At 66.4% G+C, this 15,173-nt stretch carries 14 protein-coding genes; 4 read left to right on the top strand and 10 right to left on the bottom strand.

Going from position 1 to position 15,173, the window contains the following annotated elements; genetic code table 11:
* Nucleotides 1-319: 319 nt before the first annotated feature.
* The 5 genes from guaA to BCEP18194_RS16585 all read right to left on the bottom strand — a co-directional run bounded on the left by guaA (nt 320) and on the right by BCEP18194_RS16585 (nt 6,006).
* On the bottom strand, nt 320-1,939 hold the full coding sequence (guaA, locus tag BCEP18194_RS16565; protein ID WP_011352431.1) for a glutamine-hydrolyzing GMP synthase: 1,620 nt from the start codon (nt 1,937-1,939) through the stop codon (nt 320-322).
* 116 nt (nt 1,940-2,055) lie between these two features.
* On the bottom strand, nt 2,056-2,661 hold the full coding sequence (locus BCEP18194_RS16570) for a hypothetical protein (protein ID WP_011352432.1): 606 nt from the start codon (nt 2,659-2,661) through the stop codon (nt 2,056-2,058).
* A gap of 6 nt (nt 2,662-2,667) precedes the next feature.
* Complete coding sequence (gene guaB / locus BCEP18194_RS16575; RefSeq protein WP_011352433.1) at nt 2,668-4,128, bottom strand: IMP dehydrogenase; 1,461 nt, start codon at nt 4,126-4,128, stop codon at nt 2,668-2,670.
* Between the two features lie 278 nt (nt 4,129-4,406).
* Nucleotides 4,407-5,213, bottom strand: coding sequence for a DUF2182 domain-containing protein (locus BCEP18194_RS16580; protein WP_011352434.1), 807 nt, complete (start codon nt 5,211-5,213; stop codon nt 4,407-4,409).
* Nucleotides 5,214-5,241: 28 nt separating this feature from the next.
* The gene (locus tag BCEP18194_RS16585) at nt 5,242-6,006 is read right to left on the bottom strand and encodes a DUF899 domain-containing protein (protein ID WP_011352435.1); all 765 of its coding nucleotides are present in this window, start codon (nt 6,004-6,006) and stop codon (nt 5,242-5,244) included.
* Nucleotides 6,007-6,120: 114 nt separating this feature from the next.
* Here BCEP18194_RS16585 and BCEP18194_RS16590 point away from each other — a divergent pair, with 114 nt between their 5' ends.
* The 3 genes from BCEP18194_RS16590 to BCEP18194_RS16600 all read left to right on the top strand — a co-directional run bounded on the left by BCEP18194_RS16590 (nt 6,121) and on the right by BCEP18194_RS16600 (nt 9,173).
* Nucleotides 6,121-7,341, top strand: a complete 1,221-nt coding sequence (locus BCEP18194_RS16590; RefSeq protein WP_011352436.1) for a hypothetical protein — start codon at nt 6,121-6,123, stop codon at nt 7,339-7,341.
* 31 nt (nt 7,342-7,372) lie between these two features.
* Nucleotides 7,373-8,053 (top strand): Vgb family protein, encoded by a 681-nt coding sequence (locus tag BCEP18194_RS16595; protein ID WP_011352437.1) that lies wholly within the window; start codon nt 7,373-7,375, stop codon nt 8,051-8,053.
* 136 nt (nt 8,054-8,189) lie between these two features.
* Entirely contained in the window at nt 8,190-9,173 is a 984-nt protein-coding gene (locus BCEP18194_RS16600) for a DMT family transporter (protein ID WP_011352438.1), read from the top strand.
* A 54-nt stretch (nt 9,174-9,227) separates the two neighbouring features.
* Here the strand turns inward: BCEP18194_RS16600 and BCEP18194_RS16605 are convergent, their stop codons facing one another.
* A complete protein-coding gene (locus tag BCEP18194_RS16605; protein ID WP_011352439.1) occupies nt 9,228-9,551 on the bottom strand; it encodes an RnfH family protein in 324 nt (107 codons plus the stop codon).
* A 4-nt stretch (nt 9,552-9,555) separates the two neighbouring features.
* The gene (locus BCEP18194_RS16610) at nt 9,556-9,993 is read right to left on the bottom strand and encodes a type II toxin-antitoxin system RatA family toxin (protein WP_011352440.1); all 438 of its coding nucleotides are present in this window, start codon (nt 9,991-9,993) and stop codon (nt 9,556-9,558) included.
* Nucleotides 9,994-10,091: 98 nt separating this feature from the next.
* Between BCEP18194_RS16610 and smpB the strand changes: the two genes are divergently transcribed.
* Nucleotides 10,092-10,538 carry an SsrA-binding protein SmpB gene (smpB, locus tag BCEP18194_RS16615; RefSeq protein WP_011352441.1) on the top strand — a complete coding sequence of 149 codons (447 nt, stop codon included), beginning with the start codon at nt 10,092-10,094 and terminating at the stop codon, nt 10,536-10,538.
* Between the two features lie 249 nt (nt 10,539-10,787).
* On the opposite strand, the gene BCEP18194_RS16620 is transcribed toward smpB, so the two are convergent.
* The 3 genes from BCEP18194_RS16620 to ppsA all read right to left on the bottom strand — a co-directional run bounded on the left by BCEP18194_RS16620 (nt 10,788) and on the right by ppsA (nt 14,847).
* The gene (locus BCEP18194_RS16620) at nt 10,788-11,723 is read right to left on the bottom strand and encodes an SPFH domain-containing protein (protein ID WP_011352442.1); all 936 of its coding nucleotides are present in this window, start codon (nt 11,721-11,723) and stop codon (nt 10,788-10,790) included.
* 33 nt (nt 11,724-11,756) lie between these two features.
* Entirely contained in the window at nt 11,757-12,191 is a 435-nt protein-coding gene (locus BCEP18194_RS16625) for an NfeD family protein (protein WP_011352443.1), read from the bottom strand.
* 253 nt (nt 12,192-12,444) lie between these two features.
* Nucleotides 12,445-14,847, bottom strand: a complete 2,403-nt coding sequence (ppsA, locus tag BCEP18194_RS16630) for a phosphoenolpyruvate synthase (protein ID WP_011352444.1) — start codon at nt 14,845-14,847, stop codon at nt 12,445-12,447.
* Between the last annotated feature and the right edge of the window lie 326 nt (nt 14,848-15,173).

Consider the following 15,173-nt stretch of genomic DNA (forward strand, 5'->3'; position numbering starts at 1 on the left):
TTTCCGACGGCGCCATCAAGCGGCGTCGCTACGCACGCGGACGCTGTTTCAAATCCGCACCTTTTGCGCCGCAATGGATTGCGGGTTCCGATCGAGCACGGCATGGTGCAGTCGATGCGCGGAGCCGCTGGTTGAACGAGCGCGGAAATAAAGGCATCCGCGACACCTGATGGCGCACGAATGTTGTCGGTGTGTTCCAGTCGATGAAACACGCAATCCGCGTAATGCTCCAATCCTGCCAAAAACAAAAAAGCCCGCTGTGAAGCGGGCTTTGATGTGTTCTGCTGTCAGGTCGTACCGGCACGTGCCGGACGCCGAATTACTCCCACTCGATCGTCGCCGGCGGCTTGCCCGAGATGTCATACACCACTCGGTTGATCCCGCGCACCTCGTTGATGATCCGGTTCGACGCGCGGCCGAGCAGCGCGTACGGCAGATGCGCCCAGTGTGCGGTCATGAAGTCGGTCGTCTGCACGGCGCGCAACGACGTCACGTAGTCGTACGTGCGGCCATCGCCCATCACGCCCACCGACTTGACCGGCAGGAACACCGCGAACGCCTGGCTCGTCAGGTCGTACCAGCTCTTGCCGACATCGGCTTCGCCGCACAGGCCGGCAGCCGCATCGTGCGCGGTCGCGGTCGTGTTGCGCAGTTCCTCGATGAAGATCGCGTCCGCGCGGCGCAGCAGATCCGCGAACTCGCGCTTCACTTCGCCGAGAATCCGCACGCCGAGGCCCGGGCCCGGGAACGGATGGCGGTACACCATCTCCGGCGGCAGGCCGAGCGCGACGCCCAGCTCGCGCACTTCGTCCTTGAACAGGTCGCGCAGCGGCTCGAGCAGCTTGAGCCCGAGCGTTTCCGGCAGGCCGCCGACGTTGTGGTGGCTCTTGATCGTCGTTGCCTTCTTCGTCTTCGTGCCGCCCGATTCGACCACGTCCGGATAGATCGTGCCCTGCGCGAGCCACTTCGCCTTCGACAGCTTCTGCGCCTCGGCCTGGAACACCTCGACGAACTCGCGGCCGATGATCTTGCGCTTCGCTTCCGGATCGGTCACGCCCGCCAGGTGGCCGAGGAACTGTTCGGATGCGTCGACGTGCACGACCTTCGCATGCAGGCGGCCCTCGAACATGTCGAGCACCATCTTGCCTTCGTTCAGGCGCAGCAGGCCGTGGTCGACGAACACGCAGGTGAGCTGGTCACCGATCGCGCGATGGATCAGCGCAGCGGCGACGCTCGAATCGACACCGCCCGACAGGCCGAGAATCACTTCCTCGTCACCGACCTGCTCGCGGATCTTCGCGACGGCTTCCTCGATGTGGTTCTTCATGATCCAGTCGGGCTTCGCGCCTGCGATCTGCAGCACGAAGCGCTCGATGATCTGGCGGCCCTTCAGCGTGTGCGTGACTTCCGGATGGAACTGCACCGCGTAGTAGCCGCGCGCCTCGTCGGCCATGCCGGCGATCGGGCAGCTCGGCGTCGACGCCATCAGCGCGAAGCCCGGCGGCAGCTCGGCAACCTTGTCGCCGTGGCTCATCCAGACCTTCAGCATCCCGTGGCCTTCGTCCGTCTTGAAGTCCTCGATGCCGTCGAGCAGGCGCGTATGGCCGTGCGCGCGCATTTCCGCGTAACCGAATTCGCGGTGGTCGCTCCACTCGACCTTGCCGCCGAGCTGCACGGCCATCGTCTGCATGCCGTAGCAGATGCCGAGCACCGGCACGCCGAGATCCCACACAGCCTGCGGCGCGCGCAGCTGATGGTCTTCGTACGTGCTCGCGTGGCTGCCCGACAGGATCACCGCCTTCGGCGCGAACTCGCGGACGAAGTCGTCGGACACATCGTTCGGATGGATTTCGCAGTAGACGTGCGCTTCGCGCACGCGTCGCGCAATCAGTTGGGTGACTTGCGAACCGAAGTCGAGAATCAGGATTTTGTCGTGCATGGCTGCGGACGGGATGAAGAGAATAAGAAAAGCAGCGCATCATTTGCATCATGCGCTGCGTCAATAGCATGGACAACGGCGTCGGGCGGAAGGCAGCACGCTCGACGCATGGCCGGTCATTCCTGCATCGGCGGGCGCTCGTCGAGTGCGACGGTGCCAGACGACGATTGGCCGGATGCGGCCGGTGACGACGCCGCGGCGGGCGCTGCGGGACGGCTGACGACGGGCTCGGCACGCTGCGGTGCAGGCGACGACGCGCGCGCCATCGCCGGCTCGGCCGGACGCTGCGCGGGCGCGCTCGCCTCGAGCGCCTGCGCTTTTTCGCGCCGGCGTACCGCCGATGCGAGCCGCACGCCGCCGAGGCCGAGCACGATCAGCGCGGCACCGGCCACGGCCGACAGCACCCTACCGGCGGCCGCGAGCGCGGGACCGCTGCCGGTGCCGATCGACCAGACGATCGTCAGCGCGCCGGTCAGCCAGACCACATGGCCGACCGACCGCGCGACCGGTGCCGTCAGATCCCCGTTGAACGCTGCGTGAAACGCGAGCCACGCGAGCCCGAGCAACGCGATGCCGAACGCCTGGCCGAGCATCGCCGGCTGGACGTTCGCAAGCTGCAGCGCGTTGAAGAGCGACTGCCAGGGCGTCAGCACGAACAACACGCCGAACGCCAGCAGCAGTACGGCATCGACAATCAGCACGGCTCGCAGCAGCGGTTTCATCGGCAATTAGTCCACGTGGTAGTTCGGCGCTTCCTTCGTGATCTGCACGTCGTGCACGTGCGACTCGCGCATGCCCGCCGCGGTGATCTGGACGAATTCAGCCTTGTCGTGCAGCTCGTCGATCGTCTTGCAGCCGCAGTAGCCCATGCTCGCGCGCACACCGCCGACCAGCTGGAACAGGATCGCGTTGACCGAACCCTTGTACGCGACACGGCCTTCGATGCCTTCCGGCACGAGCTTGTCGATGTTCGCCGAGTTGTCCTGGAAGTAGCGGTCTGCCGCGCCGTCCTTCATCGCACCGACGGAACCCATGCCGCGATACGACTTGTACTGACGGCCCTGGTACAGGAACACGTCGCCCGGCGCCTCTTCGGTGCCCGCGAACATGCTGCCCATCATCACCGCGTTCGCGCCGGCCGCGAGGGCCTTCGACACGTCGCCCGAGAAGCGCACGCCGCCGTCGGCGATGCACGGCACGCCCGTGCCCTTCAATGCTTCCGCGACGTTCGCGATCGCGCTGATCTGCGGCACGCCGACACCGGCGACGATCCGCGTCGTGCAGATCGAGCCCGGGCCGATACCGACCTTGACTGCATCCGCGCCGTATTCGACGAGCGCCTTCGCGGCGGCGGCCGTCGCGATGTTGCCGCCGATCACTTCGACGTGCGGGAAGTTCTGCTTGACCCAGCGAACGCGCTCGAGCACGCCCTTGCTGTGGCCGTGCGCGGTATCGACGACGATCACGTCGACGCCGGCCTGCACCAGCAGCTCGACGCGCTCTTCGTTGTCGGGACCGACGCCGACCGCCGCGCCTGCGCGCAGCTTGCCGTGTTCGTCCTTGCACGCGTCCGGGTGCTCGGTTTGCTTCGTGATGTCCTTGACGGTCATCAGGCCGCGCAGTTCGAACGCGTCGTTGACGACCAGCACGCGCTCGAGACGGTGGCTGTGCATCAGCGCCTTCGCTTCGGCGAGCGGCGTGCCTTCCTTGACCGTGACGAGGCGCTCGCGCGGCGTCATGATCGACTTGACCGGCTCATCGAGGCGGGTTTCGAAACGCAGGTCGCGGTTCGTGACGATGCCGACGAGTTGCGGGCCTTCGACGACCGGGAAGCCCGAGATGCCATGCTGGCGCGACAGCGCGATCACGTCGCGCACCTTCATTTGCGGCGGCACCGTGATCGGATCGCGGACGACGCCCGATTCGAAACGCTTGACCTTCGCGACCTCGCGGGCCTGTTCGGCCGGCGTCAGGTTCTTGTGGACGATACCGACGCCACCCTGCTGTGCCATCGCGATCGCAAGGCGACCTTCGGTGACCGTGTCCATCGCGGCGGACACGAGCGGCATGTTCAGGGAGATGTTGCGGGTCAGCTTGGTCTTGAGGCTGGTGTCGCGCGGGAGAACGTCGGAAAAGGCGGGAACGAGGAGCACGTCATCGAAAGTGAGTGCTTTTTGGATCAGACGCATGGCAAATCCTATGGGCGCAAAAGCGAATTATACGCGAAGCGCCGCGAATTTTCACAACACGAACAACGGCTTAGCCGGTTTCAGCCGTTCGGGGGCCGAATCGTTCGGATCGCCGTTCGGTTCGTTTTCGATCGCCTTTCGTTTCACCGCCGCATCGAGCCATTCGCGCAGCCGGCGGCCAGGCGGTCGATCCGTCTGTTGCGAACAGGTCACGCGACGGTAATGGCCACGAAGAAGCAGGGCCCGGCAACGTGTCGAATCGGCCTGCCTACCCTCTGTTATAGCAGCCCGGCCGCGCGCGCGATCATCGCGATGCCTGCGCCGGCCGCCACGCAGCCGGCGATCCGCGCAACCCGCCCGCCGGACGGCGCGAGGCGCTCCGCGGCAATCGCGGCCGTCACGGCGGCCATCACGCGCAGGTCCATCATGCCGGCCGCGAGCGCGATCGCCATCAGGTTTCCGCAACAGGCACTGCAATGCATGGCGGCCCGCACGCCGTGCCGCCATGCTGCGTCGGCCCCCGCGCGCGGCGGGACCACACAGGTCGCGGCGTGCCGGCAGCACGCCAGCCGCCGCGCCTTCCATGCGGAGAATTGCAGGGCGCCTGCCGCCAATACGACCGCGCCAGCTGCGAACGGCATCGCACGGGCGAGCGCCGGCAGCCGTGCGGCGGCGCTCGTCAGGGCGGCGCCGGCCGGAAACACGAGCGCGCCAACCGCCATCCACACCGCGAAATACCCGGCACCCGCGACGACGACGAGCCCGGCCGAACGCAGCGCGGCCTGCTGACCGACGCGCTGCCGGTATCGCCAGAGTACCGGCGCCAGCACCGGCAGCATCATCGTCACCGTCATCGCGCCCCACATGCCCGCGAATGCCGCGAACGTGCGTCCTACGCCCCATCCGCACGGCCGCTGCCAGGCGGCCGACGTCATCCAGCCGCCGGAGACGGGCGCGCCGCCCATCGCGACCATCGACGCGTGCTGCGCCACGGTCGCGATCGCGGCGGCGGCGAACACGGCCGTGAGCGCTACCGCAAAGGCCCGCGGATCGGGCCCCGGAGCATCGGTCGCCGGCCGTGTCATCGCCCGCCCCCGCCCGTCGCCGGTGCGCTCAGCCGCGTGCGTACTCGTCATGACGGCGCCACCACGGGCCGGTCTCGTTGCGCCCGAGCGGCGCGCGATCGAGCCACTGGTACATCCCCCACAGCCCGTCGAGGCCGCGCGCATAGGTCGAGTACGTGTGATAAACCGCGCCGTCCTCGCGCACGAACGCACTCATCCCCGGCCGGTCGAGCGAATACGTGACCGCGTCGGTCCCGCACGTCGCCGCGAACGCCACGACGGGCGCCGGCGGCGGATCCATGTCCATCGCGTGCCCGGCCCGTGCGTAGTTGTACTCGACATCGCCAGCGCGCTGCTGCGTCTCGGTGAACGACACATTGAAGTCGAAGTTGAAATCGCTGCCGACCGACGACGCCCACGGGAAGTGCCACCCCATCCGCTGCCGGTAAGCGAGCAGCTTCGTGAGCGGCGCACGCGACACGGCGGCGAGCGTCACGTCGTGGTTCGCCAGGTGCACGGCGAAGCCGTCGAAACCGTCGGCGATCGACGAACACGACGGGCAGCCGGCCTTGTAATCGGGGCCGAACATGAAGTGATAGACGAGCAGTTGCGAACGGTCGAGAAACAGGTCGTCGAGCGTTGCCTGCCCTTGTTCGGTGTCGAACCGGTATGTCTTGTCGACGCGCACCCAGGGCAGCGCCTGGCGTCGCCGCGCGAGTTCGTCGCTTTGCCGCGTCAGCGCCTTTTCCGCGTCGAGCAGTGCATGGCGCGCGGCCAGCCATTCGTCGCGCGTTCCGGTGAGATGGGTCGTCATGGCGGGTTCCTCCTTCCGATGGGTATCCGGGCACGGCGTCCGGTGCCGTGTGCGTGGTGCTAGATTAGCGGCGGGTATCGGACCGAAGGGAGTGACAAGTGTGTCGGGATTCGGATGGATTCGCTGATCACGGCTGCCGCGCGCGCGCTCGCGGCCGGTGACGCGCTCGGCGCGCTGAACCGCGTCGCGCTGCGTGACGATGCGCCGGCGCTCGCGCTGCGCGGGATCGCGATGGCGCAGCTCGGCGATTTCGAACGCGCGCGCACACTCGTGCGCGCCGCCGCCCGTGCGTTCGGCGCGAAGGAGGCCGTGGCGCGTGCGCGCTGCGTCGTCGCGGAAGCGGAGATCGCGCTCGCGTCGCGCGACCTGCGCTGGCCGACGCGCGCGCTCGATGCCGCGTGCGCGACGCTCGACGCGCACGGCGACCGCGCGAACGCCGCGCATGCGCGCTATCTCGGCGTGCGCCGGCTGCTGCTGATCGGCCAGCTCGACGATGCCGAGCGGATGCTCGCGAATCTCGATCCCGCACCGCTGCCGGCTGCATCGCGCGCCGCCCATGAGCTGATCGCGGCCGGCATCGCGATGCGCCGCATCCGTACGCACGCGGCCCGCGCTGCACTCGCCCGAGCACGCGCAGCGGCCCGCGACGCCGGCATCGCCGCGCTGACGGCCGAGGTCGACACCGCGGCACGGGTGCTCGACGCACCGGCCGCCCGCCTCATCGCGCGCGGTACATCGCGGCTCGTGCAGCTCGACGAAGTCGAGACGCTGTTCGCGTCGAATGCGCTCGTCGTCGATGCGTGCCGCCACACGGTGCGCGACGCGCGCACGACCGTGTCGCTTGCGCGGCGGCCCGTGCTGTTCGTGCTCGCCCGCGCGCTCGGCGAGGCATGGCCGGCCGACGTGTCGCGCAACGCGCTCGTCGCCGTCGCGTTTCGCGCGAAACACGCGGACGAATCGCATCGCGCGCGCCTGCGTGTCGAGATCGGCCGGCTGCGCGCGGTGCTGCGGCCGCTCGCGAACGTCATCGCCACGCCGCGCGGCTTCGCGCTCGAACCGCTCGGCATACGCGAGACCGTCGTCCTGGCGCGCCCGGTCGACGATCGCCACGCGGCCGTGCTCGCGCTCCTCGCCGATGGCGAGGCATGGTCGAGCTCCGCGCTGGCACTGGCCCTCGGCACGAGCCAGCGCACCGTGCAGCGCGCACTCGACGCGCTCGCCGAAGCCGACAAGGTCCAGGCGCTAGGCCGCGGCCGCGCGCGCCGCTGGATGACGCCGCCGCTGCCCGGTTTCGCGACGACCTTGTTACTCCCTGCCCCGCTGCCGGGCGATTAGGATGACCTCACCGAACGACGAGGTGACGAACATGAAACGCTCCAGTGCAGACATCCTTCGCGAATACGGCCCGTTTCCGGGCGTCGACGGCGTACACGGCGTCACGTACGACGGGCAGTACGTGTGGTACGCGTCCGGCGACAAGCTGAATGCGCTCGACCCGGAACGCGGCACGACCGTCCGCTCGCTCGACGTCGCCGCGCATGCGGGCACGGCGTTCGACGGCCGCCACCTGTACCAGATCGTCGAGGACCGCATCGAGAAGATCGATCCCGAATCGGGCCGCGTGCTCGCGACGATTCCCGCCCCCGGCAACGGCGGCGATTCGGGGCTGGCGTGGGCCGAAGGCGCGCTGTGGGTCGGCCAGTACCGCGAACGCAAGATTCATCAGGTGGATCCGCAATCGGGCGCCGTGCTGCGCACGATCGAATCGAACCGCTTCGTCACCGGCGTGACGTGGGTCGACGGCGAGCTGTGGCACGGCACCTGGGAAGCCGACCAGGCCGACCTGCGGCACATCGATCCGCGCACGGGCCAGGTGCTCGAGCAGATCGACATGCCGGCCGGTGTCGGCGTATCAGGGCTCGAATCCGACGGCCACGACCGCTTCTACTGCGGCGGCGGCAACAGCGGCACGCTGCGCACGGTACGTCGGCCCGCGCGGGCGTCAGGCAACAACGCGGGAGCCGCGCCCGATTCGGCCGACGAATGATCCGCCGCCTGCCGTGATCGCTCCCGGGCGCAGCACGCCTGCGCCCCGCCCTGCGCCGAGTGCAGGAATGAACAAGACGACGCCGCGACCGCGTGGCTAAGATGCGCGCTCGTCAGTCATGTGTTCGGAGCGGTCGATGCAGCGCGGTGTGGTCTATGGTGTTCTGGCAGGTGCCCTGTGGGGCATGGTGTTTCTCGTTCCGCGGCTGCTGACCGACTTCTCGCCGCTGCTGCTGAGCGCCGGCCGCTATGCGATGTACGGCCTCGTGTCGCTCGCAGCCGCGCTGCCGGCCGCCCGCTCGCTGCTCGCGCGGCTGACCCGCGAGGATCTCGTCGCGCTGGTCAGGCTCGCGGTCGTCGGCAACGTCGCGTACTACATGCTGCTGTCCGGCGCCGTGCACCTGATCGGCATCGCGCCCAGTTCACTGATCGTCGGCGTGCTGCCCGTCACGGTCACGCTCGCGGGCCTCGGCGACCACGGCGCCGTGCCGTTGCGGCGGCTCGCTGCCCCGCTCGCGCTGGTGATCGCGGGCATCGTCTGCATCAACATCGACCTGTTCACGTCCGAAGCCGCGCATGCGACGACGCTCGGCCAGAAGCTCGCCGGCATCGCCTGCGCTGCGGGCGCGCTCGCGAGCTGGACCTGGTATGCGGTCGCGAACGCACGCTATCTGCAGCGCCATCATCATTTCGGCGGCAACGAGTGGTCGGTGCTGTGGGGTGTCGTGACGGGCCTGATCGGCGGGCTCGTCTGGATCGCGATCCTCGCGCTGCCGGCCGGCACCGTGCAGGCAGCGGTCCCGGCGTCGCGCTGGCAGCTGTTCTGGCTGCTGAACCTCGTGCTCGCGATCGGCGCATCGTGGCTTGGCAACGGGCTGTGGAATGCCGCGTCGAAGCGGCTGCCGCTCACGCTGTCGGGCCAGTTGATCGTGTTCGAAACCGTGTTTGCGATGCTTTACGCATTCGTGTACGACCAGCGGATGCCGCATGCGCTCGAGATCACCGCGCTGGTGCTGCTGCTCGCGGGCGTCTACGGATCGGTGCGGCAGCACGGCGACACACCCGCCGGCGGCGATACGCCGGGAAGCGCGCCGGCAAACGCGAACGCCGCGGCCCACTGAGCGCCGCGGCGTTTGATCAGACGAATCGGGGCGAAAGACGCGGATCGGCCCGCGTCAGCGCGCGTCCTTGTGCATCCACTTGCGGCCCTCGATGGAGCCGTCGCGGCGCGACTTGTCGACGCGACGCTGGCGCGCGAGCTTCGGATCGACGATCAACGGGCGGTAGATCTCGACGCGGTCGTGGTCGGCGAGCGGTGCGTCGAGCGGCGCAAGCTTGCCGTACACGCCCGTCTTCGCGTTCGCGAGATCGATTTCCGGGTGCAGCGCGAGTACGCCGCTCGCATCGATCGCCGAACGAACGGTCGCCCCGTCGGGCAGCGACAGCGGAATCAGCGTCTGGCGGTCCGGCAGCGCGTAGCAGACTTCGATCGACAGCATCGCGTCACCCCTTCCCGTAGCGCTGGTCGGCGCGCTTCACGAACGAATCGACGAACGTGTTCGCGATATGGCTGAACACGGGCCCGATGATCTTCTCAAGCAGGATGCTCGAGAACTCGTAGTGCAGCGCGAATTCGATCTTGCAGGCATCGGCACGCAGTGCCGTGAAGCGCCACGCGCCCGTGAACTTCTTGAACGGGCCGTCCGTGAACTCCATGTCGATCCGCGTCGGGCGCTGCTGCGTGTTGCGCGTCGCGAAATGCTGCTTGATGCCTTTGAAGTTGATGTCGATGCGCGCTTCCATCCCGCTCTCGTCCTGACGGCGAACCTCGACGCCGCCGCACCAGGGCAGGAAATTGGGGTAGTCGGCCACGTCGGTGACGAGGTCGAACATCTGTTCCGCCGAATGACGGATCAATACGGTTTTCTGGACATCTGCCATAAATCGCGCGGCATCGCTTAAGGTGAGAACGCAAGCCGGGCGATTCCCGCCCCGCTTTGCTAAAATCGTGATTTTAAACGAGTTGGCCCGATCCTTTCATGAGCATCATCGACAACAGGAAAGCGCACTTCGATTATCACATCGAGGAACGCTACGAGGCGGGGCTCGTGCTCGAGGGCTGGGAAGTCAAGGCGCTGCGCGCCGGGCGCGGCCAGATCAGGGAAGGTTACGTCGTGATCAAGCACGACGAGATCTTCCTGATCGGTACCCATATCAGCCCGCTGCCCGAGGCTTCGACCCACATCACGCCCGACCCGGTTCGCACGCGCAAGCTGCTGCTGCACCGCGAGGAAATCAAGAAACTGATCGGCAAGGTCGAGCAGCGTGGCTACACGCTCGTGCCGCTGAACTTCCACTACAAGGGCGGTCGCGTGAAGTGCGACATCGCGCTCGCGAAGGGCAAGAAGCTGCACGACAAGCGCGAAACCGAGAAGAAACGCGACTGGGAACGCGAAAAGGCACGCATCATGCGCGCCGGCACCTGACCTGCGCGACACGCATCACAAACGACACGGCCCGCTCGAAGCGGGCCGTGTTGCTTTGGGCGATGTGAATCTGGCAGGCCGGCTGCCCGGCAGCGGCCGGATCGGCACGCTGCGCGCCCACCGCCCGTTTCGACTGAAGAAAGCTACCGATGACGGCGCCACACGGGTATCTCCCGCGCCCCGGTTACGCGACGATTCGCCGCACGCCGATTGCATGCGGCGACCGCCTGCGCACCGCGCAGGTCCGACTCAGGCCTTCCCGCCCGAAGCCGCCCCCGCGCTCTTGACGATCGTCAACGCCGACGAGATCGCGGTGCCGAGATCCGACAGGTTCGCCGGCACGATCAGCGTGTTGCCCTGCTTCGCGAGATTCGAGAATGCACTGACATACTGCTCGGCAACCTTCAGGTTCACCGCGTCCATCCCGCCCTGCGATTGCATCGCGCTCGCAATCTTCTGGATCGCTTGCGCGTTCGCTTCAGCCACCGCCAGAATCGCAGCGGCTTCGCCCTGCGCCTGGTTGATCGCGGCCTGCCGCTCGCCTTCGGATTTCTGGATCGCCGCTTCGCGCGCGCCCGACGCGAGGTTGATCTGCTCCTGCTTGCGGCCTTCGGAGGCCGCGATCAGCGCGCGCTTTTCACGCTCCGCGGTGATCTGCGCCTGCATCGCGTGCAGGATTTCCTTGGGCGGCGTCAGGTCCTTGATCTCGTAGCGCAGGACCTTCACCCCCCAGTTCGCCGCGGCCTGATCGAGCGCCGACACGATGTTGTGGTTGATGAAATCGCGCTCCTCGAACGTCTTGTCGAGTTCGAGCTTGCCGACCACCGAGCGCAACGTCGTTTGAGCGAGCTGCGTGATCGCGAGCACGAAGTTGCTCGACCCGTACGACGCCTTCATCGGATCGGTCACCTGGAAGTACAGCACGCCGTCGACCTGCAGCTGCGTGTTGTCGCGCGTGATACAGACCTGGCTCGGCACGTCGAGCGGAATTTCCTTCAGCATGTGGCGGTACGCAATGCGATCGACGAACGGCAGCACGATATTCAGGCCGGGCGACAGTGTCGCGTGATAGCGACCGAAGCGTTCGAGCACCCACGCATGCTGCTGCGGCACGATCTTCACCGTCTTCGACACGATCACGATCGCGATGACGAGCAGGACAACCCAGATGATCAGCGAATCCATGAAGTATTCCCTCCTTGTTGTATCGGCGGACGATCAGCCCGCGGGTTTCGCCACGACCACGAGACAATTACCGCGCACGGCACTCACCTGATACACGTGCGCATCGTCGCGCTCGCCGTTCTCGAGCTCGACGTCCCAATCGGCGCCGCGATACTGCACGCGCGCGCGGCCGTCACGCCACGCGTCGACCGTGACGGTCGCGCCGATATCGAGATTGACGTCGGGATTCATCGACGTGTCGCGCTTCTGCTTGCGGCCGAGCCCCGAACGCCGCAACACGACCATCGCTACGATCGCGACCACCGCCGCCGCACCGAACTGCACGTGCGGTGCGAAACCGGCCAGTTGCAGCAACCCGCCCGCGAGAAAGCCGAGCGCGATCATCAGCAGGTAGAACGTGCCCGTCAGCAACTCGGCCACGACCAGTACGCCCACCGCGACCCACCAGAACAGATGCCCCGACATCATTGTGGTCTCCAGAAAAACATCTCCCACGTTCACTTGCGTGGCATAGAACCAGAATACGCGCTGAAGCGCTGTTCCGGATCGATTTGTTCGCGGCTCCCGAGAGAGCGGTCGGCACGCTTGGGGCGGCCCGGTTCGTACCGACAAACAAAAACACCCCGGTATCTACCGGGGTGTTTATAGCATGAACCTTGCAATTTGCCTTCACTGAAGGAGCAGCAGCGCCGCTCCTTCGTCGATGGCAAGTTACCGACCGTTACTTCCGGTTGGCGGCGAGCGCCTGCCACGTATCGATGATCGTGTCGGGGTTCAGCGAGATCGACACGATGCCTTCGTCCGTCAGCCATTGCGCGAAGTCCGGGTGATCGGACGGGCCCTGGCCGCAGATACCGACGTACTTGCCCATCTTGCGGCAGGTGTCGATCGCGCGCTTCAGCAGGAACTTGACCGCCGGGTCGCGTTCGTCGAAGTCGACAGCCAGCAGTTCCATACCCGAATCGCGGTCGAGGCCGAGCGTGAGCTGCGTGAGGTCGTTCGAGCCGATCGAGAAACCGTCGAAGAACTGCAGGAAGTCTTCGGCGAGGATCGCGTTGGTCGGGACTTCGCACATCATCACGAGGCGCAGGCCATTTTCGCCGCGCTTCAGACCGAACTTCTCGAGCAGACCGACGACACGCTCCGCCTGCTTCACGGTACGCACGAACGGCACCATGATCTCGACGTTGGTCAGGCCCATCTCGTCGCGCACGCGCTTCAGTGCACGGCACTCCATTTCGAACGCCTGCGCGAAGTCTTCAGCGATGTAACGCGACGCGCCGCGGAAGCCCAGCATCGGGTTTTCCTCGTCCGGCTCGTAACGCGAACCGCCGATCAGCTTCTTGTACTCGTTCGACTTGAAGTCGGACAGACGCACGATGACGGGCTTCGGATAGAACGCCGCCGCGATCGTCGCGACACCTTCCGTCAGCTTGTCGACGTAGAACTGACGCGGCGATGCGTGACCGCGCGCGACGCTCTCGACGGCCTTCTTCAGGTCCTGGTCGATGTTCGGGTACTCGAGGATCGCCTTCGGGTGAACGCCGATGTTGTTGTTGATGATGAACTCGAGACGCGCGAGACCCACGCCGCCGTTCGGCAGTTGCGAGAAGTCGAACGCGAGCTGCGGGTTGCCGACGTTCATCATGATCTTGACCGGGATTTCCGGCAGTTCGCCGCGCTGCACTTCCGTGACTTCCGTCTCGAGCAGGCCGTCGTAGATCTTGCCTTCGTCGCCTTCCGCGCACGACACGGTAACCAGCGCGCCGTCCTTCAGGATGTCGGTCGCATCGCCGCAGCCGACGACTGCCGGCACGCCGAGTTCACGCGCGATGATCGCCGCGTGGCAGGTGCGGCCGCCACGGTTCGTGACGATCGCGGCTGCACGCTTCATCACCGGCTCCCAGTTCGGGTCGGTCATGTCGGCCACCAGCACGTCGCCCGGCTGCACGCGTTCCATTTCCGACGGATCCTGGATCACGCGCACGGGGCCCGCACCGATCTTCTGGCCGATCGCACGACCCGTCGCGAGCACCTGCGACTGGCCCTTCAGCTTGAAGCGCTGTTCGGCCTTGCCGGTCGCCTGGCTCTTCACGGTTTCCGGGCGTGCCTGCAGGATGAAGATCTTGCCGTCGCGGCCGTCCTTGCCCCACTCGATGTCCATCGGACGCTGGTAGTGCTTCTCGATGATGACCGCGTACTTCGCCAGCTCGATCACGTCTTCGTCGGTGATCGAGTAGCGGTTGCGCTGCTCGTGCGGCACGTCGACCGTCTTCACGCGGCCCGGCTCGCCCGGCTGCGTGAATTCCATCTTGATCAGCTTCGAGCCGATCGAGCGGCGGATGATCGGGTACTTGTCCTGTGCGAGCGTCGTCTTGAACACATAGAACTCGTCCGGGTTCACTGCGCCCTGCACGACGGTTTCGCCCAGGCCGTAGCTCGACGTGATGAACACGGCGTCCTTGAAGCCCGATTCGGTGTCGATCGTGAACATCACGCCGGCGGCGCCGACGTCCGAGCGGACCATGCGCTGCACGCCGGCCGACAGGGCGACTTCCGCGTGCGTGAAGCCCTTGTGCACGCGATACGAGATCGCGCGGTCGTTGTACAGCGACGCGAACACGTGCTTCATGCGGTCGAGCACGTCTTCGATGCCGACGACGTTCAGGTACGACTCCTGCTGGCCGGCGAACGATGCGTCGGGCAGGTCTTCCGCGGTCGCGGACGAACGCACGGCGAACGACAGCTCGCCCGGCGAGCTGTTCTTCAGGATTTCGAACTGTTCACGGATTTCCTGCTCGAGACGTGCCTGCATCGGCGCATCGACGATCCACTTGCGGATTTCGGCCCCGGCTTCGGCGAGCGCCTTCACGTCGTCGATGTCGAGCGACTCGAGACGCTTGGCGATGCGGTCGGTAAGGTCGTTGTGCGTGAGGAAATCGCGGAACGCGAGCGCGGTCGTGGCGAAACCGGTGGGTACGCGAACGCCTGCTTCGGAAAGCTGGCTGATCATTTCGCCAAGCGACGCATTCTTGCCGCCGACGATCTCCACATCGGTCATCCGCAACTGCTCGAACGGAATTACATACGCCTGGTCCTTTGCGACGTTTGCTGCGTTAGTCATACAAGCCCCTAAGTGTGAAAAAAATGCTCGATTGCGCAAGTGGGCTTGGACGCGGGCGCTTGCAAAAAGGCGCGACGCGTCTTGCGCAACCTGTTGGAGAAACAATCGCAGCGGCAGATAATCTTCCGACCCGATTTGCAAAAATCCCGGCAGAAGGGCGATATTTGCAGACAAATCGCCAAACTTGCCGGGAATTTTGGAATCGAGCGGCGAAGCCTGGGGCGCCGTTCGCGCCCTGCCCCCGCAATTGCTTATCCAACAGGTTGCCGCTATTCTACCGTGCCGGCTGCCGGATGTGGCGCGACCTTGTCACTGCGTCTGGAGGC

The organism is Burkholderia lata (assembly GCF_000012945.1).
GTDB classification, from domain to species: domain Bacteria; phylum Pseudomonadota; class Gammaproteobacteria; order Burkholderiales; family Burkholderiaceae; genus Burkholderia; species Burkholderia lata.

Coding starts and splice junctions, on each gene's coding strand:
- guaA (WP_011352431.1), bottom strand. CDS start 1,939: ATGCACGACAAAATCCTGATTCTCGACTTCGGTTCGCAAGTCACCCAA.
- BCEP18194_RS16570 (WP_011352432.1), bottom strand. CDS start 2,661: ATGAAACCGCTGCTGCGAGCCGTGCTGATTGTCGATGCCGTACTGCTG.
- guaB (WP_011352433.1), bottom strand. CDS start 4,128: ATGCGTCTGATCCAAAAAGCACTCACTTTCGATGACGTGCTCCTCGTT.
- BCEP18194_RS16580 (WP_011352434.1), bottom strand. CDS start 5,213: ATGACACGGCCGGCGACCGATGCTCCGGGGCCCGATCCGCGGGCCTTT.
- BCEP18194_RS16585 (WP_011352435.1), bottom strand. CDS start 6,006: ATGACGACCCATCTCACCGGAACGCGCGACGAATGGCTGGCCGCGCGC.
- BCEP18194_RS16590 (WP_011352436.1), top strand. CDS start 6,121: ATGGATTCGCTGATCACGGCTGCCGCGCGCGCGCTCGCGGCCGGTGAC.
- BCEP18194_RS16595 (WP_011352437.1), top strand. CDS start 7,373: ATGAAACGCTCCAGTGCAGACATCCTTCGCGAATACGGCCCGTTTCCG.
- BCEP18194_RS16600 (WP_011352438.1), top strand. CDS start 8,190: ATGCAGCGCGGTGTGGTCTATGGTGTTCTGGCAGGTGCCCTGTGGGGC.
- BCEP18194_RS16605 (WP_011352439.1), bottom strand. CDS start 9,551: ATGCTGTCGATCGAAGTCTGCTACGCGCTGCCGGACCGCCAGACGCTG.
- BCEP18194_RS16610 (WP_011352440.1), bottom strand. CDS start 9,993: ATGGCAGATGTCCAGAAAACCGTATTGATCCGTCATTCGGCGGAACAG.
- smpB (WP_011352441.1), top strand. CDS start 10,092: ATGAGCATCATCGACAACAGGAAAGCGCACTTCGATTATCACATCGAG.
- BCEP18194_RS16620 (WP_011352442.1), bottom strand. CDS start 11,723: ATGGATTCGCTGATCATCTGGGTTGTCCTGCTCGTCATCGCGATCGTG.
- BCEP18194_RS16625 (WP_011352443.1), bottom strand. CDS start 12,191: ATGATGTCGGGGCATCTGTTCTGGTGGGTCGCGGTGGGCGTACTGGTC.
- ppsA (WP_011352444.1), bottom strand. CDS start 14,847: ATGACTAACGCAGCAAACGTCGCAAAGGACCAGGCGTATGTAATTCCG.